This window comes from Aeromonas sp. S19(2024), assembly GCF_041402625.1.
Taxonomy (GTDB): Bacteria; Pseudomonadota; Gammaproteobacteria; order Enterobacterales; family Aeromonadaceae; genus Aeromonas; species Aeromonas caviae.
The window spans coordinates 151,454-170,204 of the sequence record NZ_JBGLQU010000005.1 but is presented as its reverse complement, the minus strand read 5'-3'; the positions used below and the strand labels follow the sequence as shown (position 1 = coordinate 170,204).

Genomic DNA, 18,751 nt, shown 5'->3' with positions numbered 1-18,751 from the left:
AGGGGTGGCCTATTATGTCTTTCTGGGAATGAATGTCTTGCTTGTACGTCTGATTATATCCTCCTGGCCCGGGTTTATAGTGGCCGCCATGCCATTGCGATCCCAGGAGAGGACGATGAACAAGACACTGGGCGACAGCTTCCACTTCGAGCGAGCCGGATTGCGGCTCAAGAACCGGGCCGTGCTGGCCCCTTTGACCCACAACATGAGCGGCGCAGGCGGTGATCCCGGCCAGGCCGAGCTCGACTGGCTGGCGCGCTGCGCCCGTGGCGGCTTCGGCCTGCTCATCGCCGCCGCCACCCAGGTGCGGCCCGGCGGACGCTGCTGGGTGGGGCAGCCTGCCCTGATGACGGACGCCCAGCAGCAGGCCTTCACGGCCCTGGCCGACAGTGCGCGGCAGGCCGGGGCGCTGGCGGTGGTGCAACTGCATCACGGCGGGATGCGGGCTCTGCCCGAGCTGAACGACGGGGTGCCGGTCGGCCCGTGCGCGCTGGCGCCGGGCGGGCGTTACCCTCTCGGGGTCAAGGGGCTGAGCGAGGAGGAGATTCTGACGCTGATTGACGCCTTTGTGAGCGCTGCGGAGCGGGCCCATGATGCCGGCCTGCACGGGGTCGAGCTGCACGCAGCCCACCACTTCCTGCTCTGCAACTTCCTCAACCCCCTGCACAACCGGCGCACCGACCGCTGGGGTGGCAGCCTCGCGAACCGGGCGCGGATCCTGGTGGAGATAGTGCGCGGCATTCGCGCCCGTCTACCCCGGGGCTTCCTGGTCGGGGTGCGTCTCTCCCCCGAGAGCTATGCCCATATCCAGGGCATCGAACTGGCCCATCAGCTGGCGGTGGCGCGCCTGCTGGCGGACGAGGGGATCGACTACCTGCACTTCTCCATGGGGGACAGCTTCAAGGCGGTGGCGGGGGATCCCGACGGCGGCGCCCTGCTGGAGGCGGTAAGGGTCGGGTTGGCCGGGCGGGTGCCGCTCATGGTGGCGGGCAAGATTAGCGACGCAGTTTCGGCGGAGCGGGCTCTGGCCGGCGGCGCCGATCTGGTGGCGGTGGGCACGGCGGCCCTTGGCAATCCGGACTGGATGGAACGGGTGAGCCGCGGCCTGCCTCTGCATGCGGCCCCTTTCACGGCGGCGCACCTCACGGAGGTCGGCTTCACCCCAAGCGCCCTCGACTACCTGGCCGGCATGGGGGTGCTGGCCCCGCGCGATGCGGCCTGAGGGCTTTCATGAGCGGTATGCGCTCGGCAGGCTGTTGAGCTTATGTGACAAGGCCCTTGTGAAGAGGGCCTTGTGCGTGTCAGGCGCCGAGAGGGAGCAGGTCGGCGTAGTCGTCGAGCGCCGGGAAGTGCTGGAAGGTGAGCGGCGGCATCTGGCTGTCGGGGTGACGGATGCCGAGCTGGTGGGCGATGCCGAACTCGGCCGAGGCGGCCAGGATCCGCTCGCTGTCATCCACGAAGAGGGTGCGGGCCGGGTCGAAAGCCAGCCGCTCGGCCAGCGCCTGCCAGCAGTGCTGGCTCTCCTTCGACCACCCTAGCTCATGGGTGCTCACCATCAGATCGAGGTGCTGGGCGAGGCCGAGGCGTGCATCCTTCACCGACAGGCTGGCGGGATGGGCATTGGTGAAGAGCACCACCTGCTTGCCGGCGGCCTTGAGTGCGGCCAAGAAGGGAATGACGTTGGGGCGCCACTGGATCTTCTCCAGGATCTCCTGTTTGAGGGCGCGGATGTCGAGCCCGAGCGTCCGGGTCCAGTAATCCACGCAGTACCAGTCGAGGGTGCCGTTGACCGCATGATAGTGGGTGTCTATCTGCGCCTTCGCCTCGGCCAGCGGCAGGCCGAGTCGCTCGGCGTAGCGCACCGGCACCAGGGTTTGCCACAGATGGCTGTCAAAATGGAGATCGATCAGGGTGCCATCCATGTCGAGCAACACGGTATCAATCTGGTGCCAGGGCAGGGGAGTCGACATGGGGCCTCGCGATGTCTGTGGTGATGGGAAAAACGGGGCGCATTATAACGGATTTTTCAGACATCTTTCCCCTCTTTGCCCCGTGGTGTTCGGCAGGGGAGTCGTTTACTCTTGAAACACGATTTTTTAACGAGCAGTCAGCCTCCGATGAGCGATCCCCACAAGCGCAATCCCGTCCACCTCAGTGTCGAGACCATGGCCCATGACAAGAGCAAGCCGGAGATCCTCAAGGCCGAGATCGTGGCCGAGAGCCGGCTGTTCAAGGTGGAGTCCCTTCACCTGAAATTCTCCAACGGCGAGGAGCGGGTCTATGAGCGGATGCGCGGCGGCAACCGGGGTGCCGTCATGGTGGTGCCCCTGTTCGATGCCCACACCCTGCTGCTGGTGCGCGAGTACGCGGCGGGCACCCACTCCTACGAGCTGGGTTTCCCCAAGGGATTGATAGACCCCGGTGAAAATGCCTTCGAGGCGGGCAACCGGGAGCTGATGGAGGAGGCGGGCTTCGGGGCGAGCAGCCTGACCCTGCTCAAGCAGGTGTCGCTGGCGCCGGGGTATTTCTCCAGCCGGATGGACATCTTGCTGGCGCGGGATCTCTACCCCGAGCAGCGGGTCGGTGACGAGCCCGAGCCTCTCGAGGTGATCCCCTGGCCCCTCAACCGGATCGACGAGTTGCTGGCACGACCGGACTTCACCGAGTCGCGCAGCATCAGTGCCCTGCTGCTGGCCAGCAAATGGCTGGCGGAGCAGGGAAATTAGCCCGCAGAGGGTCTGTTTGGCAATCAGAGGCAGAGGTAAGCACCATGCAGGAGTTGTTGGCCTGGATACCCGAGGTCAAGGAGATCGCCCGTGAGGCGGGCAGGATCCTTCACGAGATCTATCGCGGCGGTCAGTTCGAACGCCAGTTGAAGGAGGATGCGACCCCGGTCACCAGTGCCGATCTTGCTGCCGATGCCTACCTCAAACAGGCGCTGGCAGCGCTCACTCCCCATGTCCCCGTGCTGACCGAAGAGGCGGCCGACATCCCCTTCAGCCAGCGTGCGAACTGGCGCCAGTACTGGCTGGTGGATCCCCTCGATGGCACCGGCGAGTTCATCGCCGGTAGCGGCGACTTCGCCACCCTGATCGCCCTGGTGCGGGACAATGTCCCGGTGCTCGGGGTCATCTACGCCCCCGAATCCGATCTGCTCTACTGGGCGGTGCGTGGTCACGGCGCCTTCAAGGAGGCGAACGGCGAGAGCCGTCCCATCAGCGCCATCCATCATGAACACGATCAGCCTGACTCCCTGGTGGTGGCCATCAGCCGCCGCCAGAAACTGGAGAACCTGACCCGTCGTCTCAACCCGGCCATCCACTACGAGCTGATCCCGCTCGGCTCCAGCTCCCTCAAGTCCTGCCTGGTGGCGGAAGGCGTGGCGGATTGCTACGTGCGCCTGGGCCCCACCGGGGAGTGGGATACCGCTGCCGCCCAATGCATCGTGGAGGCGGCAGGGGGCCGCATCCTCAGCCTGGCGCTGCAACCGCTGAGCTACAACGAGACCGAGTCGCTGGAGAACCCGGACTTCATCGTGATGGGGGACCCGGATCTCGCCTGGGGACGCATTCTGTCCCACTGACGGGTCGACCAGCTCGCAGGGAATGCAATCAGGCGACCACAGGGTCGCCTGATTGCATTGGTGTGATCCACTGGCTGGTTACGGGGATTTCAGGGGGATTCGCTAGTGATGGCGATAACGGCAGTGGATCATCACATCCAATCTGGCTGCACTGGCATAAATTTCAGTTAATTCTGAAAACATGCATTTCATCGAAACAAAGAATCGGCGTGGGTTTTAATTTTGGTTTTATATTCCTGTTTTTTGGTAAAAATTAGGATTAATTGCATAATCCGGGTTGAGATTTCCTCCCGATCTCACTGGTGGAACAGGGCTTTGCCAGTGAGATCTGCCAGTCTCCATTTTTGAGAATTAAATGCTAAAGGAGCACAATATTTTTAGATTTTAATACTACGTAAAAGTGATTTATCGATGAATTTATCTGCAGACGTCTCACGGGAGCTGTCCGGTTCCCCCTCCACCATGGCCAGCACCGGCTGGCGTCGCCACGACACCCACTGGGTCATCAGCCTGTTCGGCACCGCCGTCGGCGCCGGCATCCTGTTCCTGCCCATCAACCTGGGTCTGGGGGGGATCTGGCCCCTCATCATCGTCGCCGTGCTGGCCGGTCCCATGACCTTCCTGGCCCACCGCGGGCTGGCGCGTTTCGTGCTCTCGTCGTCGCGCCCCCAGGCCGACTTCACCGAGGTGGCCGAGGAGCATTTCGGCAAGATGGCCGGGCGCCTCATCTCGGCGCTCTATTTCCTCTCCATCTTCCCGATCCTGCTCATCTACGGCGTCGGGCTGACCAACACGGTGGAGAGCTTCATGGTCAATCAGCTCGGCCTGGCCTCCCCGGATCGGGTGATGCTCTCCGGCGTGCTGGTGTTCGCCATGATCGCCGTGATGCTGGCCGGCGAGAAGGCGATGCTGCGGGCCTTCGCCGTCATGGTCTACCCGCTGGCAGCGATCCTGCTGGCCCTCTCCTGCTACCTCATTCCCCAGTGGCAGTGGCCGGAAGTGACCGCCTTTGAAGGCACGACCTTCCTCAACACCGTCTGGCTGGCGCTGCCGGTCACCGTGTTTGCCTTCAGCCACGCCGCCGCCATCTCGGGCTTTGCCAACGTGCAGCGCCGGGAGTACGGGGAGCAGGCCGAAACCAAGAGCGGCCTGATCCTGCGCAACACCACCGTCATGCTGGTGGGATTCGTGCTCTTCTTCGTCTTCTCCTGCGTGCTGAGCCTCTCCCCGGCTCAGTTGGCCGAGGCCAAGGCCCAGAACGTCTCCGTGCTCTCCTATCTCGCCAACATCACCGACAACCCGGTGATCGTGACCCTGGGGCCGCTCATCGCCTTCATCGCCATCAGCTCCTCCTTCCTCGGCCACTTCCTCGGTGCCCGCGAGAGCCTGAAAAGCCTGATCGCCAAGCCCACCGGCCTGCCGCTGGCGAAGGCGGACAAGCTCGGCATTGCCCTGATGTTCTTCGCCATCTGGGGCGCCGCCATCATCAACCCGGGCATTCTGGGGTTGATGGAGACCCTCTCCGGCCCTGTCATCGCCATGATCCTCTTCATCATGCCGGTGGTGGCCATCTACAAGGTGGAGGCGCTGGCCGGCTTCCGTCACCGTTGGGTCAACGGCTTCATCCTGCTGACCGGTGCCCTGGCGGTCTCGGCCCTGCTGTTCAGCCTGCTGAAATAAGCCAGGCCGTCAGCATCAAACAAGAGAGGCGACCCCGGGGGTCGCCTCTCTTGCTTCTGCTCTCTGGTTGCCTTGCCGTCGTCTCACCCCAGCTTGGCGCCATTCTCCACCGCCTGCTCGGGGATGGCGATCACCACGGCGCCATCCGGGCGATAGAAGCCGGTCAGCAGAAACTCCGACTGGATGGGGCCTATCTGCTTGGGGGGAAAGTTCACCACGGCGACGATCTGGCGGCCCACCAGATCCTCCGGTCGATAGAGGTCGGTGATCTGGGCGCTGCTCTTGCGCACCCCGAGCTCGGGGCCGAAATCCGCCCACACCTTGTAGGCGGGGCGGCGCGCCTCGGGGAAGGGCTCGACCCGCACCAGGGTGCCCACCCTGAGCTCCACCATCTCGAAATCCTGCCAGCTTATGGTCTGCATCTTGGCTCCTCGTTGCCCATACCTTGCATGAGCCTCAGCATGCCTCGAGTGCCCGGGGATTGTCTTCGGCAAAGAGCCGACCGATTACGGCAGGCAGCCGTTTTGCCGGCGCCAGAGGGAAGGGGTCAGTCCGGTCTCGGCCAGGAAACGCTCGGCAAAGGCTCCCTGGTTCTGGTAGCCGCAGCGGCTGGCCACCTCGCCGACGGGCAGCCGGGTGCGGGCGAGCAGGGTGCGGGCCAGTGCCATGCGCCGCATCCTGAGGTAGTGGGAGACGCTCGTGCCCACCTGCTGGCGAAAGGCGTGTTTGAACTGGCTCAGGCCGAGGCAGGCGATGGCGGCGAGTTCCTCGTTGGTAAGGGGGTCTGCGAGGTGGGCATCCATATGACGCTGCACCTTGGCGATACGAGGGGCTATGCGGGGAGCGACGGCGGGGCCCATGCCGCGTCCCTCGGTCAGCAGCCCGAGCCACACCTGATCCATGCCGGCCACGTGGCGCCCCTCGGCCACCATGCGGTGCAGGAAGGCGAGGTAGTGGCGCTGAGCCTCATCCAGCTCGACGAAGGGGTGGTCCCCCAGGGCTGCCGGCAGCCAGTGGCTCTCCTGCACCAGAAACACGTGCGCCGGGTCGGCGGCGTAGTCGTGGCGAAGGCCAGGGGCGATGATGCAGGCAAAACCGGGGGCGAGGCGACATCCCCGACCCTGCACCTCGATCTCGAGGGGGCCGACGAGGGGGATCACCAGCTGGGCGTGGTCATGACTGTGGCTCTGCATGTCGCTCTGGTAGTGACGCAGGCTGAAGGGGGAGGCGGCAGATAAGCATGACGCGGCACCGGGCCGCGTCATTGAAAGGGATGCATCGTTTGCCATGGGCAGCCGCATTACTCGGCGTCGAAGTCTTCGATCTCTTTGCCAAGGGCTTCCATGATGGCGCGGGCCTCGGCGGGGACGCTGTCCGGGTGATCCTTGCGCAGATCGTCGTCACAGGGCAGCGGCTGGCCGGTGAAGGCGTGCAGGAAGGCTTCGCAGAGCAGCTCGCTGTTGGTCGCATGACGCAGGTTGTTCACCTGGCGACGGGTGCGCTCATCGGTCAACACCTTCAGCACCTTGAGCGGGATCGAGACGGTTATCTTCTTGACCTGTTCGCTCTTCTTGCCGTGCTCTGCATAGGGGCTGACGTAGTCGCCGTTCCACTCTGTACCCATGTTCCACCTGTAGTCGTTTGGCCGTGAGCGCGGATTTTAACCCTTAAGGAATTCAATGGCAATCCAACAGCAAAGCCATTTAGACGTCTAGAAGTGTTGACGGCTTTTTTAAGGTGGCGTAGTGTGGTGCACCATGGGCCGGCAGTCCGGCCAACGAAAATGAGAGCGGGGCTGGACGACCCACGAGGCGGACCGGCTCCGGCAACCCATCAAGGAGAGTGACATGACCCACAAGGCCACCCTGGCGGTACGCACCGGGATTGAGACAGACACGCAGCACGGTGCCGTGGTGCCCCCCATCTATCTCTCCAGCAACTACACCTTTGCCGACTTTGGCGAGCCCCGTCAATACGACTATGCCCGCTCCGGCAACCCGACCCGCACCAATCTGGCGGATGCCCTGGCGGCCCTGGAAGGGGGGGCCGGCGCCGTGGTGACCGGCACCGGCATGGGGGCTGTTCACCTGGTGACCACGGCTCTGCTCAAGGCGGGGGATCTGCTGATCGCTCCCCACGACTGCTACGGCGGTACCTGGCGTCTGTTCGAGTATCTGGCGGCCAAGGGCCACTACCAGGTGCAGTTCGTGGATCAGGGAGACGAGGGGGCGCTGGCCGCCGCGCTGGCCCAGAAACCCGCACTGGTGTGGGTGGAGACCCCCTCCAACCCGCTGCTGCGGGTGGTGGACATCGCCGCCATCGCCGAGGCCTCTCACGGGGTGGGGGCCCAGGTGGTGGTGGACAACACCTTCCTCTCCCCCTTGCTGCAACAGCCCCTGGCCCTTGGTGCCGACGTGGTGGTCCACTCCACCACCAAGTACATCAACGGCCACTCCGACGTGGTAGGGGGGGTGGCGATCGCCAAGGATCAGGCTCTTGCCGACTCCCTGGTGTGGTGGGCCAACTGCCTGGGGCTCACTTCCGGTGCCTTTGACTCCTACCTCACCCTGCGGGGCCTGCGCACCCTGGCCCCGCGCCTGCGCACCCATCAGGAGAACACGGATCGCATCCTCGCCTTCTTGCAGCAGCAGCCGCTGGTCAAGCGGATCTATCACCCCAGCCTGCCGAGCCATCCGGGCCACGACATTGCGCGCCGTCAACAGTCCGGCTTTGGCGCCATGCTAAGTTTTGAGCTCGATTGCAACGAGACGGGGCTGCGCGCCTTCCTCGCGGGGCTGCGCCTCTTCTCGGTGGCGGAGTCCCTCGGCGGTGTGGAGAGTCTGGTGGCCCATCCGGCCAGCATGACCCACAGGGCCATGACCCCTGCGGCCCAGCAGGCGGCGGGTATCAGTGCCCAGTTGCTGCGCCTGTCGGTGGGGATCGAACACGGTGAGGATCTGGTGGCCGATCTGGCCCAGGGGTTTGAACAGGCGCAGTTGGCACAACAGGCAGAGCAGGTGAAGTAATGGAACAACAACAAGGAGAGTGTGTGGTGGCAACAGAGGCAGTCTTCAAGCGGCGCCATGTACACAAGTTCGGCGGCAGCAGCCTGGCGGATCCGGTCTGTTATCGCCGGGTCGCCAGCATCGTCGAGCAACAGGTGGGGGGCAACGAGCTGGTGGTGGTCTCCGCCGCAGGCAAGACCACCAACCGGCTGATCCAGCTGGTGGAGCTGGCGGAAGCGGGGGATGAGGCCGCAGGCGAAGCCATCACCGCCCTGCACGCCTATCAGCAGAGCCTGATCGACGGCCTGCTGGAAGGGGAGCTTCACCTCGATCTGAGCCAGCAACTGACGGACGACATGCAGCTGATCGCCAAGACCCTGGAGGGGCAGTTTGACCGCTTCGAGCGCAACGGCCTGCTCGCCTTTGGCGAGGTGTGGTCCGCCCGTCTGCTGGCTGCCCTGCTCACCAGCCGGGGTGAGGCGGCCGCCTGGCTCGATGCTCGCAGCTTCCTGCGCGCAGAAGACGGCGCCCTCATCAAGGTGGATACCGCCCTCTCCAGCGAGCTGCTCAAGGCCCGCCTGGCCGAGCACGCCGGTCGCATCGTGGTGACCGGCTTCATCGCCGCCGACATGGAGGGGCGTTCCCTGCTGCTGGGGCGCAACGGCTCCGACTACAGTGCCAGCCTCCTGGCGGCGCTGGCGGACGGCGAGTCCACCACCATCTGGAGCGACGTGGCCGGGGTCTACAGTGCCGACCCGCGCAGGGTGAAAGAGGCGCGTCTGCTGGAGCGCCTGAGCCTGGCCGAGGCCAACGAGCTGGCGCGCCTGGGCTCCTCGGTGCTGCATTCGCGTACCCTGCAGCCGGTGGCCGACAGCCGTCAGCGCCTCACCCTGCGCTGCAGCTACAATCCGGACGAAGGCTGCACCCACATCCTGCGCCGGGCGCCCCGTTCCGGCGGTGCCCGCATCGTCTCCTCGGTGGATCAGATAGCCCTCATCGAGCTCAAGGTGCTGCCGCAGACTGACTTTGAGCAGACAGTGGCGGCCATCGAGGCCCATCTGGCCCGCCATCGCCTCCATCCGCTCACCCTGCAGCGCCAGCCGGATCGGCGGGTGCTGCGTCTGGCCTACACCCTGGAGGTGGCACAAGGGGCCTTCGAGGTGCTCCGTGACTTCCAGTTGCAGGGCAACTTTACCGGCCTCATCCAGAAGGAGGGGTTCAGCCTGGTCGCCCTGGTGGGGGCCGGCGTCACCGACAATGCCGAGCAGTGCCACCGTTTCTACCAGCTGCTGGCGGATCAGCCTCTGGAGTTCGTGCAGGTGGCCAAAGACGGCCTGAGCCTGGTGGCCGTGCTGCGCCAGATCGTGCTGGAGCCGCTGCTCATCGCTCTGCACAGTGCCCTGTTCAGCCGCCCGACCCGGGTCGGGCTGGTGGTGTTCGGCAAAGGCAATATCGGCGGTCACTGGCTGGGGCTCTACGCCCGCGAGAAGGGGCGCCTCGAGCATGAGCTCAATCTGGCGCTCACCCTCTACGGGGTCTTCGACTCCAAGGGCGGGCTGCTGGACGAAGAGGGGCTGGATCCCCTCAAGGTACAGGACAACTTCAATCCCAAGCCGCTCATCTGGCCGGAGCTGCTCTCCCAGCTGGAGCAGCACAGTTTTGACTCCCTGATCGCGCTCGACATGACCGCCAGCGAGACGGTGAGCCGCTACTACCCGGACTTTGCCCAGCTCGGCATCCACATCATCGCCGCCAACAAGTTTGCCGGTGCCGCCGACAGCGAGTTTTACCAGCGCATCAAGCAGACCTGCCGCGACCATCAGGTGCAATGGCGCTACAACGCCACCGTGGGGGCCGGGCTGCCCATCCAGTCCAGCATCCAGATGCTGCGCCAGAGCGGTGACCGCATCCAGGGGGTCTCCGGCATCTTCTCCGGCACCCTCTCCTGGCTGTTCCAGCAGTATGACGGCACTCGCCCCTTCTCCGAGCTGGTGGACGAGGCGTGGCAACATGGCCTGACCGAGCCGGATCCCCGGGAGGATCTCTCCGGTCAGGATGTGCGCCGCAAGCTGCTCATCCTGGCGCGGGAGGCGGGCTTCGAACTCGACTCCGCCGACATCGAACTGGAGAACCTGGTGCCGGTGGCCCTGCGCAAGGTGATCGCCGATCAGTTCATGGACAGGCTCAAGGAGCTGGATGACCCTATCCAGACCGCCTTCGAGGGGGCGCGCCGGGTCGGCAAGGTGCTGCGCTATGTCGCCCGCTTCGAACACGACGGCAAGGCCCGCGTCGGGCTGGAGGCGCTGGAGCCCCATCACCCGTTTGCCAACCTCTTGCCCTGCGACAACGTGTTCGCCATCGAGAGCGACAGCTATCGCACCAACCCCCTGGTGATCCAGGGGCCGGGAGCGGGCCGGGAAGTGACGGCCGCCGCCATCCAGTACGATCTCTGGCAGATCTGCGCCAGCCTCTGAGGCTGCGTGACACGATGCAATGAGAAGAGGCGCCCCAGGGCGCCTCTTCTGTTATCGGGTGGCGGAGTTACCAGAACAGCCGGCCCAGGAGGGGGGCGAGCAGCACGGTGGCCATGCCGGCTATCATCATTACCATGCTGGAGACCACCCCCTCCTCGTTGCCCATCTGATAGGCCCTGGCTGTCCCGGCCCCGTGGGCCGAGGCACCAAAGCCCGCGCCCTTGCCGAGGCGGCTGCGGATGGCGAGCACGGTGAGCACGCTTTCTCCCACCGCCATGCCGATGACGCCGGTCAGCACCACGAACAGGGCGGTGAGATCGGCGTTGCCACCCACGGAACGGGTCGCCTCCACCGCGAAGGGGGTGGTGATGGATCTCATGGCCATGCTGCGCTGCAACAGCTCGGAGAGGTTGAGCCAGCGGGCCAGCAGCACTGTGCTGCCCACCGCCATTACCACGGACGCCACGACCCCGACCGAGAGGGAGAGCCAGTGGCGGCGCATCAGCTGGCGATTCTCGTAGACGGGCACCGCGAAGGCGACGGTGGCAGGGCCCAGCAGCCAGAGCAGCCAGTGGGATTCGGCCATGTAATCCCGGTAGGGAATGTGGAACAGCATCACCACGGCCACCAGCAGGGTGGGGGCCAGCAGCAGCGGCATCAGGGGCAGGATGCGCTTTTTGCCATAGAGCCACTTGCTGGCGTAGTAGAAGAGCAGGGTCAGGGCGAAGCAGAGCAGGCCGAGCAGGGTGTCAGACATGGCGGCGACTCCGGCGGGCCAGCTTCAGCTCGAGGCGATAGACCCTGTCCACCACCAGCGCCGTGGTGCCGAGCACCAGCACGGTGCTGACGATCAGGACCACCATGATGCGCCACCCCTCCTGCAGCAGCAGCTCCTGATAGTTGACCACGGCCACCACGGCAGGGACGAAGAAGAGCAGCATCTCAGCCAGCAGCCAGCGGGCCCCGGCACTGAACCACTGGGCCTTGACCACCCCGAGCAGGATGCAGACCAGCAGCAGCAACATGCCGGTGAGGTTGGCGGGCAGGGGCAGGTGCAAGGTGCGCACTGCGATGTCGGCCAGCAACCAGATGGCCGCCAGCAGGGCGATTTGGAAGGGGGTTTGCAACCAGCGAAGGCAGAGGGTTTTCATGGCAAGCGTCTTTCTGTGAATCTGCTCACAGTATAGAGAGGGACCAAACCTGCAAAAAATGAATTTAAATTATCAAATTCATGCCAAAGAGGCATGATTTAGCCAGCCATCCCCGTCAAGAGAGCACCATGGATATTCGAGCCCTGCGTTACTTCGTCGAGCTGGTGCGGGAGCAGAGCTTCACCCGCGCCTCCGAAAAGCTGTTCGTCACCCAGCCCACCATCAGCAAAATGATCCGTAACATGGAAGAGGAGCTGGGCCAGCCCCTGCTGAGCCGGGTCGGCCGCCGCTTCACCCTGACCGACAGCGGCCAGGTGCTGTTCAATCGGGCCCAGACCATCCTGGCGGAGATGCAGCAGCTGGAGGCGGAGCTGGCGGATCTGCAGAGCCTGCAATCCGGGCGTCTTGCCCTCGGCATCCCGCCCATGGTGGGCCATGTCTATGCGGATCTCATCCGTACCTATCGCAGCCGCTACCCCGGTGTGGAGCTCTCCATCGTCGAATATGGCGGGCGGCGCATCGAGCAGGCGGTGCTGGCGGGGGAGCTGGATCTCGCCATCACCATGCTGCCGACCAGGGAAGAGGGGGCCCTCTGCGCCCTGGATCTGGACAGTTACCCCATCCGGGTGGTGCTGCCGGACCTGCCCCGCTGGCGCGAGGGGGGCGAGATCCGGCTGGAGGCTCTGCGGGACGAACCCTTCCTGCTCTATACCCAGGCCTTCACCCTGAGCGAGCGGCTGGAGCAGGCCTGCGAGCAAGCCGGGTTCGTGCCCCAGGTGGCGGCCCGCAGCAGCCAGTGGGACTTCCTCACCGCCATGGTGCGAAGCGGCATGGGGGTCGCCTTCCTGCCAGAGCCCATCTGCCGGCGGCTGACGCCGGACGGGCTGGTGTTGCGCCCTCTGGCCCCGGCGCTGAGCTGGCGACTCGGGGTGATCTGGCCAGGGGATCGCTACCTCTCCCGCACCGCCGAGGCCTGGCTTGCCCTGTGCCGCGAGCAGGGCTGAGGGGCGGGCCTGGGGTTAGGGGGTCCCCGGTGACGCCATGCCTGTGACGAAGCGGGCATAGGCTGCGGAGTGTCGCACCTCCTCAATCTCGTCCCACACCTGTTGGCTGAGATCGGGGTGGGCCTGATGGAAGGGGTGGGAGAAGATGAGGTAGTAGGGTTTTTCGACCAGGGGAGGGGTGATCCGCTCGAGTGTGGCCTGCAGCTGCGGGTGGGCGGCCAGGGTCCGTTCTGCGACCCCGGTTTGCAGGGCGGCGGCAACGGCGCGCTGCATCGCGACCTTCTTGAGCAGGATCAGTGGCTCCCTGCTGGAGTCATCCACCCTGACACCGCTCTCCTGCAGCTGGGCGACGATGGAGAAACCGGACTGTGCCGCAATGACGCCATGGGCGACGAGCTGCCGGCCATCCCAGCGAACCTGTCCGCCTTTTGGCTGGTAGAGGCTGTAGCTCTCGGTAAGCAGGCGCTTGGTGGGATCCGGTGCCCCGTGTCGCATGGGATAGACCCCTATGGTGCGAGCACGCTCTTCGCTGTAGCTCAGCTTGACGGCGGCATCGAGCTGGCCCTGGCTGACGAGGGAGAGGCAGCGTTTCCAGGGAAGGGGGGTGAGAATGATGGGGTGCCCGATCCGGTTTGCCACCTCCTTGAGGTGGAACTGTACTATCCCCTCGCCGGACATCAGCAACCAGGGAGGCGAATCGCTGTTCTCCATGCAGGCACGAATGCTGCCGGGGGCGGCCATGACGCAGGTCGGCAGCAACCAGAGCAGCAGCGCCAGGCAGAGAGTGCGCAAGGGGAGCCTGCCTGACAGGGGAGAACCGGCGAGCCAGTCAGGGAGCGATGCCAAAGTCATCCCTCATCGGGTCATAGAGATAGGAGCGGTAGTCGGTGCTCTCGTCGGGCAACTGCGGGTTGGTCAGCCGGAAGATCTGGCGTGAATCGAGCCGGGCAAAGACTAGGGAAGGCTGGAAATGATGGCGCCAGAGGCGCTGCAGGGAGCCATCTTTCCAGGCCAGTTGCAGGCCGCGCAAAAGGCGCTCGCGCTCCTTGCTGTAGGTGGCGTGGCTATAGAGGGAGTGGATGAGCGGATAGAAGAGGGCGACATGGCTATCCACGGTCAGCCCCGGCAGGCCGGGTCTGTGGTTTTTCCACTCGCTCAATATCTCGTTGGCACCACGGCAGAAGAGATCGATCCGGCCACGGGCCACCAGGCGAAACAGTGACTCATAGTTATCCACCTCCTGCACCCTGAAGCCGTTGTAGCGCAGGATGTCGGCATCCCGCCAGCCGGTGCCCACCCCTTGCGTGAACTGCTGCAACTGGGACAGGGTGTGAACCCCGGCCAGGGCCTGGGCACGGGCGCTGCCGACAAAACAGACCCGGTAGCCGAGCACACCCAGATCGATGGGGAAGGGGACCAGGATGACGCCGGGTTGAGGGATCTCCTGGGGCCAGCTGTCGACGATGAAGAGGGCATTCTTGCCCGGCGTTTGCACTTCGAGCCGCATCCTCGCCTTGTTCATCCTGATGGCGTCGAGCAGTTCATAGTCGCCGTAATCAGGCCGTGTTTTCTCCAGCGCCAGCCGCATCGCCGCCCGGTAATAATTCATGCGGACATCCTGTTGGGTTTCCCCGGTGATCAGGGTGAAGCGGGTGGCCGCCATCGTGAGGGACGGGAGGGAGAGGGCGAGCAAAAGGAGCAGGATTCGATGCATCTTGACCGGGTTCGGCAACGGGATTGTGCCCAGTATAGACGGGCCATTCCCGTCGACACAGCGCTATCAGGCTCTGGCAGATCTGACCTCTTGAGAAGGGGGTCATGCGGATTTCATCAAGAGACCCAGGCGACGACAGAGTTGGCGCAACGTCTGGTTGTCGAGGCAGCCAAAGCCGAGCAGCCACCCTTCCTGTGTCTGCGGGCCCAGGTAGAACTGGCCCAGATGGCGCAGCCCCAGCCCGCAGGCGTTGGCGGCATCGGTCCAGCGCGCCTCGCCACCCGGGGGCAGCAGCACGGCGCACTGCAGGCCGGCGCCGCTGTGGATGGGAGTAAGCCCCGGGCAGTGCTCTGCCAGTTCCGCCAGCAGCAGATCCCGTCTGCTCTGGTAGAGGAGGCGGCTCTGGCGCAGGTGGGTGGCGAAGTGCCCGCCCCGGATGAAGTCTGCCGTGACCGCTTGCTGCAACTGGTTGCTGTGGCCGTCGACGGCGGCCCGGGCGCGGCAGAAGGAGTCCATCAGCGGCCTGGGCAGCACCAGGTAGGCGAGGCGCAGCGAGCCGAACAGCACCTTGCTGAAGGTGCCCACATAGATCACCCGCCCCTGGCCGTCGAGCCCCTGCAGGGCGGGCAGGGGACGCTGATCATACTGGTACTCCCCGTCGTAATCGTCCTCCAGGATCCAGGCGCCGTGACGCTCTGCCTCGGCCAGCAGCGCCATGCGGCGGGGCAGGCTCATGGGGACGCCAAGGGGGTACTGGTGTGCCGGGGTGCAATAGATGAGGCGCGGCGCAGGATGATCCCCATGAGGGTTGAGTCCCTCTTCATCCACCGGCACCGGATGCACCCGGGCACCGGCGCTCTCCATGGCGGTGCGAGCCCCGGGATAACCGGGGTCTTCCACCCAGACGGTGTCACCGGCATCGATGAGCAACTGGGTCGCCAGCAGGATCCCCTGCTGGGAGCTGGTGAGGATCAGGATCTGATCCGGCTCGCACACCACGCCGCGTGACTGCACCAGATAGCTGCTGATGGCGGCGCGAAGTTCCCCAAGCCCCTGGGGATCCCCGTAGTTCATCCAGTCGCTGGCGCGCTGGCGCCACTGTTGCTGCATCAGCCGACCCCAGAGTGCCTGGGGGAAGAGACGGGGATCCGGCTGGCTGGAAGCAAAGGTGGTGCCCACCTCGGGCACGTCGTGACAGGCGCCACCCAGGGCCATCTCCTGACCGCGACGGGAGAGGCCCGCCGCTGACTGGGGCGGGCGCGGCGCGGGGCGCACCGCCGCCAGGGCGACAAAGCTGCCAGCGCCCACCTTGCGCACCAGATACCCCTCCGCCTCGAGCCGGCCATAGGCCAGTTCCACCGTGCTGCGGGAGATACCGAGATCCCGGGCCAGGAGACGGCTGGCGGGCAGGCGGCTGTGCAGGGGCAGGTGGCCCGCCAGGATGGCCTCGCGCAGGGTACGCACCAGTTGTTCGTGCAGGGGCAGATCCCCTTGCTGCTGGCTGGCGAAGAGCGTTGGCAGAACGGTCATGGTGTACTCCCGTTGGCGCGGGGGTTGCGCCTCTTTCGAGGCCGGGATCCTGCCCGCAGGGCATGGCGCGGCTGTGGGGCTGGCGACCTACGGGCAGAGCGGGTGGGGTGGATGGTCATGGTGGCGGCCCGATGAAATTGGTCTGCCCATATTGGCAAAATTGGTCGGCGTGGCAAGGCCATTTTGTCGCTACATTGGTGGTCACAGGGTGGCGCCAGCAGGCGGCACGGATTGGCAACACAAGGAGTCTGCATGTCGGAATACAGTGCCACCATCAGTTGGCAGCGGGGGGAGCATGAGCCCTTCGTCGATCAGCGTTACAGCCGGGCCCATGAGTGGGCGTTTGATGGCGGGGTCAGGGTGCCGGCCTCCTCCTCTCCCCATGTGGTGCCGCAGCCTTACTCGGTGGCGGAACATGTGGACCCGGAAGAGGCGTTTGTGGCGGCCCTGTCCAGTTGCCACATGCTCACCTTCCTCTGGCTGGCGGCGAAGGCGGGCTATCGGGTAGAGAGCTACCGGGACGAAGCGGTCGGCATCATGGCGAAAAACGGGCAAGGTCGCCTCGCCATGACCCGGGTCACCCTGCGTCCCAGGGTGATCTTCGGGGGAGAGCGGGAGCCCGCCCTGGCGGATCTGGAGCAGTTGCACCACCAGGCCCATGAGGAGTGCTTCATCGCCAACTCGGTCAACACCGTCGTCACCACAGAGATCGTCATCTAGTCATCAGGAGCGTTCAGGATGAGTCATGTATTGAGCACAGGGGTGGCAGGGGCCGCCGAAGCCAGCGCCTTTTTCGAGGCCCAGCTGAAGTTTCGTACCGATCCGGCGGATCTGGCCGCCGATCTGCTGGCCGGGGCGGCGGGGATCGTGGTCATCGATACCCGCTCCCCCGCACACTATGCCGAGGGGCACATTCCCGGCGCCATCTCCTTCCCCCACAGGACCATGACGGCGTCGACCACGGCGGTACTGGACCGGAACCTGGTGTATGTCTGCTATTGCGACGGCATCGGCTGCAACGGTTCGACCCAGGGGGCCTACAAGCTGGCGTCCCTCGGGTTTGAGGTCAAGGAGCTGATAGGGGGCCTGCACTGGTGGCGTCAGGACGGTTTCGCCGTCGCCACGGGCAGCGAGCCCGGAGTGCTGCTGGAAGGGGGAATTGCCTGTGCCTGTTGAACGTTGCAATGAGGGGGGCGATGCCTCCCTGTCCGGCGCCGCCCTTTTCAACGACTTTGGGCAGCCTCTGGGGCGTGCGCAGCCAGAATGGCGCGGCGCCGAGTTCCCTCCCCACCGCGCACTGCATGGCTGGGGCTGTCGTCTCGAGCCCCTTGATCCCGAGCGCCACCTGGGGGATCTGTGGCAGGCATTCAGTGCCGACAGCGGGGCCATGTGGACTTACCTGACCAGCGGCCCTTTCGCGGACGAGGTCGCCATGGGGGTCTGGCTGCGGGAGGTCGCCACCAAGCGGGATCCCCAGTTCTACGGCATCATCGACGAGGGGAGCGGACGGGCGCTGGGGCTGGCGAGCTACCTGCGCATCGATCCCCTGGCGGGCAGCATCGAGGTGGGCTGGCTGCACTTCTCCCCCGCCATGCAGCAGTCACGGCTGGCGACGGCGGCCATGGTGTTGATGATGGCCAATGCCTTTGCCCTGGGATACCGGCGCTATGAATGGAAGTGCAATGCCCTGAATCTGCCTTCGCGCCAGGCGGCCCTGCGCCTCGGCTTTCACTATGAGGGGACCTTCCGTCAGGCGCGGGTGGACAAGGGACACAACCGGGATACGGCCTGGTTCTCCGTCATCGACAGCGAGTGGCCCGCCCTGAAAGGGTGCTTCGAGCGCTGGCTGGAGGACGGCAACTTCGACCATGCCGGGCGTCAGCGTCGCCGGCTCTCCGAACTGACCGCCGCCTGCCGCTCTGGGGCGTGTTGAGGGCGGCAGATCACCCGCGGGGGATGGGGCGGTTCCCGGTGCCGGGGCTTTGGGTATCCTTCGCACACAAGGCGCCAGATCCAACATCCAGACGCAAGAGGCGCCAGTCATGGCGCCTCTTTTGTTTGTTCAGTCGTGGTGATCACCGATGGGGGCCGCAATCCAGTTCATCAGCCGGACCATGTCCCCGGGGGCCACGCCGACCGAGAGCCCCCGCTTGCCACCGCTCACCAGGATCTCGTCGAAGGCCATGGCGGAGTCGTCCAGCACGGTGGGCAGCAGCTTCTTCTGGGCCAGGGGACTGATGCCGCCCACCTTGTAGCCGGTCAGCTTTTCGGCTTCCGCCGGCTTCATCATCTCCACCTTCTTGAGCCCGGTGGCCTTGGCGAGCTGCTTGAGGCTGCACATGCCCGAGGAGGGCACGATGGCCACCACCGCCTGCTTGTCGTGATGGGCGAGCAGGGTCTTGAACACCTGCGCCTCAGGCAGACCCAGCTGGGTAGCGGCATGCTTGCCGAAGTCGTCGTGGGCTTCACACTCGTAGGGGTAGAGCCTGTGGGGGATCTTGAGCTTTTTCAGCAAGTTGATGGCGGGTGTCATGGGGTCTCCTCGAACCGTGGCAAGGCCAGACAGTCTGCGCCCGGGAGCCGGATGTGGCAAGAACCAGTCTTCACACC

General features: G+C 65.1%; 20 protein-coding genes. 10 read left to right on the top strand and 10 right to left on the bottom strand.

Annotation, left to right across the window (positions count from 1 at the left end):
• The first annotated feature begins 115 nt into the window (after positions 1–115).
• Entirely contained in the window at positions 116–1,222 is a 1,107-nt protein-coding gene (locus ACB037_RS12355) for an NADH:flavin oxidoreductase (RefSeq protein ID WP_371175392.1), read from the top strand.
• Between the two features lie 79 nt (positions 1,223–1,301).
• On the opposite strand, the gene yrfG is transcribed toward ACB037_RS12355, so the two are convergent.
• Positions 1,302–1,970: a GMP/IMP nucleotidase gene (gene yrfG / locus ACB037_RS12350; protein WP_043152800.1), complete on the bottom strand. Its 669-nt coding sequence runs from the start codon at positions 1,968–1,970 to the stop codon at positions 1,302–1,304.
• A gap of 147 nt (positions 1,971–2,117) precedes the next feature.
• On the opposite strand from yrfG, the gene nudE reads away from it, so the two are divergent.
• From nudE to ACB037_RS12335, 3 genes are all read left to right on the top strand, one after another.
• Positions 2,118–2,726, top strand: coding sequence for an ADP compounds hydrolase NudE (gene nudE, locus ACB037_RS12345; protein ID WP_039040577.1), 609 nt, complete (start codon positions 2,118–2,120; stop codon positions 2,724–2,726).
• 44 nt (positions 2,727–2,770) lie between these two features.
• On the top strand, positions 2,771–3,583 hold the full coding sequence (cysQ, locus tag ACB037_RS12340; RefSeq protein WP_371175391.1) for a 3'(2'),5'-bisphosphate nucleotidase CysQ: 813 nt from the start codon (positions 2,771–2,773) through the stop codon (positions 3,581–3,583).
• Positions 3,584–3,994: 411 nt separating this feature from the next.
• The gene (locus tag ACB037_RS12335) at positions 3,995–5,263 is read left to right on the top strand and encodes an aromatic amino acid transport family protein (RefSeq protein WP_371175390.1); all 1,269 of its coding nucleotides are present in this window, start codon (positions 3,995–3,997) and stop codon (positions 5,261–5,263) included.
• A gap of 83 nt (positions 5,264–5,346) precedes the next feature.
• Here the strand turns inward: ACB037_RS12335 and ACB037_RS12330 are convergent, their stop codons facing one another.
• The 3 genes from ACB037_RS12330 to metJ all read right to left on the bottom strand — a co-directional run bounded on the left by ACB037_RS12330 (position 5,347) and on the right by metJ (position 6,887).
• Complete coding sequence (locus ACB037_RS12330; protein WP_010675707.1) at positions 5,347–5,685, bottom strand: tRNA-binding protein; 339 nt, start codon at positions 5,683–5,685, stop codon at positions 5,347–5,349.
• Positions 5,686–5,769: 84 nt separating this feature from the next.
• Complete coding sequence (locus ACB037_RS12325; RefSeq protein ID WP_371175389.1) at positions 5,770–6,528, bottom strand: helix-turn-helix domain-containing protein; 759 nt, start codon at positions 6,526–6,528, stop codon at positions 5,770–5,772.
• 35 nt (positions 6,529–6,563) lie between these two features.
• Positions 6,564–6,887 (bottom strand): met regulon transcriptional regulator MetJ, encoded by a 324-nt coding sequence (gene metJ / locus ACB037_RS12320; RefSeq protein WP_005327165.1) that lies wholly within the window; start codon positions 6,885–6,887, stop codon positions 6,564–6,566.
• A gap of 223 nt (positions 6,888–7,110) precedes the next feature.
• Between metJ and metB the strand changes: the two genes are divergently transcribed.
• Both metB and ACB037_RS12310 read left to right on the top strand, forming a co-directional pair.
• Positions 7,111–8,289 (top strand): cystathionine gamma-synthase, encoded by a 1,179-nt coding sequence (metB, locus tag ACB037_RS12315; protein WP_069651922.1) that lies wholly within the window; start codon positions 7,111–7,113, stop codon positions 8,287–8,289.
• Positions 8,289–10,742 carry a bifunctional aspartate kinase/homoserine dehydrogenase II gene (locus ACB037_RS12310; protein ID WP_371175388.1) on the top strand — a complete coding sequence of 818 codons (2,454 nt, stop codon included), beginning with the start codon at positions 8,289–8,291 and terminating at the stop codon, positions 10,740–10,742. Before metB ends, ACB037_RS12310 begins: the two co-directional genes overlap by 1 nt.
• 67 nt (positions 10,743–10,809) lie before the next feature.
• On the opposite strand, the gene ACB037_RS12305 is transcribed toward ACB037_RS12310, so the two are convergent.
• The gene (locus tag ACB037_RS12305; protein WP_010675703.1) at positions 10,810–11,499 is read right to left on the bottom strand and encodes an LrgB family protein; all 690 of its coding nucleotides are present in this window, start codon (positions 11,497–11,499) and stop codon (positions 10,810–10,812) included.
• Complete coding sequence (locus ACB037_RS12300) at positions 11,492–11,893, bottom strand: CidA/LrgA family protein (RefSeq protein ID WP_039040574.1); 402 nt, start codon at positions 11,891–11,893, stop codon at positions 11,492–11,494. The genes ACB037_RS12305 and ACB037_RS12300 overlap by 8 nt, the downstream gene beginning before the upstream one ends.
• Before the next feature lie 128 nt (positions 11,894–12,021).
• On the opposite strand from ACB037_RS12300, the gene ACB037_RS12295 reads away from it, so the two are divergent.
• Positions 12,022–12,897 carry a LysR family transcriptional regulator gene (locus ACB037_RS12295; RefSeq protein WP_039040573.1) on the top strand — a complete coding sequence of 292 codons (876 nt, stop codon included), beginning with the start codon at positions 12,022–12,024 and terminating at the stop codon, positions 12,895–12,897.
• Between the two features lie 15 nt (positions 12,898–12,912).
• Here ACB037_RS12295 and ACB037_RS12290 read toward each other — a convergent pair whose 3' ends face one another.
• From ACB037_RS12290 to ACB037_RS12280, 3 genes are all read right to left on the bottom strand, one after another.
• Complete coding sequence (locus tag ACB037_RS12290; protein WP_371175387.1) at positions 12,913–13,743, bottom strand: substrate-binding periplasmic protein; 831 nt, start codon at positions 13,741–13,743, stop codon at positions 12,913–12,915.
• The gene (locus ACB037_RS12285) at positions 13,727–14,611 is read right to left on the bottom strand and encodes a hypothetical protein (RefSeq protein WP_371175386.1); all 885 of its coding nucleotides are present in this window, start codon (positions 14,609–14,611) and stop codon (positions 13,727–13,729) included. The genes ACB037_RS12290 and ACB037_RS12285 overlap by 17 nt, the downstream gene beginning before the upstream one ends.
• Before the next feature lie 102 nt (positions 14,612–14,713).
• Positions 14,714–16,141, bottom strand: a complete 1,428-nt coding sequence (locus tag ACB037_RS12280; RefSeq protein WP_371175385.1) for a PLP-dependent aminotransferase family protein — start codon at positions 16,139–16,141, stop codon at positions 14,714–14,716.
• Between the two features lie 252 nt (positions 16,142–16,393).
• Between ACB037_RS12280 and ACB037_RS12275 the strand changes: the two genes are divergently transcribed.
• From ACB037_RS12275 to ACB037_RS12265, 3 genes are read left to right on the top strand one after another with little or no spacing between them, the layout of a single operon-like run.
• Complete coding sequence (locus ACB037_RS12275; protein ID WP_214005170.1) at positions 16,394–16,861, top strand: OsmC family protein; 468 nt, start codon at positions 16,394–16,396, stop codon at positions 16,859–16,861.
• An 18-nt stretch (positions 16,862–16,879) separates the two neighbouring features.
• Entirely contained in the window at positions 16,880–17,317 is a 438-nt protein-coding gene (locus ACB037_RS12270; protein WP_042878345.1) for a rhodanese-like domain-containing protein, read from the top strand.
• Between the two features lie 28 nt (positions 17,318–17,345).
• Positions 17,346–18,074 (top strand): GNAT family N-acetyltransferase, encoded by a 729-nt coding sequence (locus ACB037_RS12265; protein WP_371175427.1) that lies wholly within the window; start codon positions 17,346–17,348, stop codon positions 18,072–18,074.
• Between the two features lie 129 nt (positions 18,075–18,203).
• On the opposite strand, the gene ybaK is transcribed toward ACB037_RS12265, so the two are convergent.
• Positions 18,204–18,674 carry a Cys-tRNA(Pro) deacylase gene (gene ybaK / locus ACB037_RS12260; RefSeq protein ID WP_010675694.1) on the bottom strand — a complete coding sequence of 157 codons (471 nt, stop codon included), beginning with the start codon at positions 18,672–18,674 and terminating at the stop codon, positions 18,204–18,206.
• Positions 18,675–18,751: the final 77 nt, after the last annotated feature.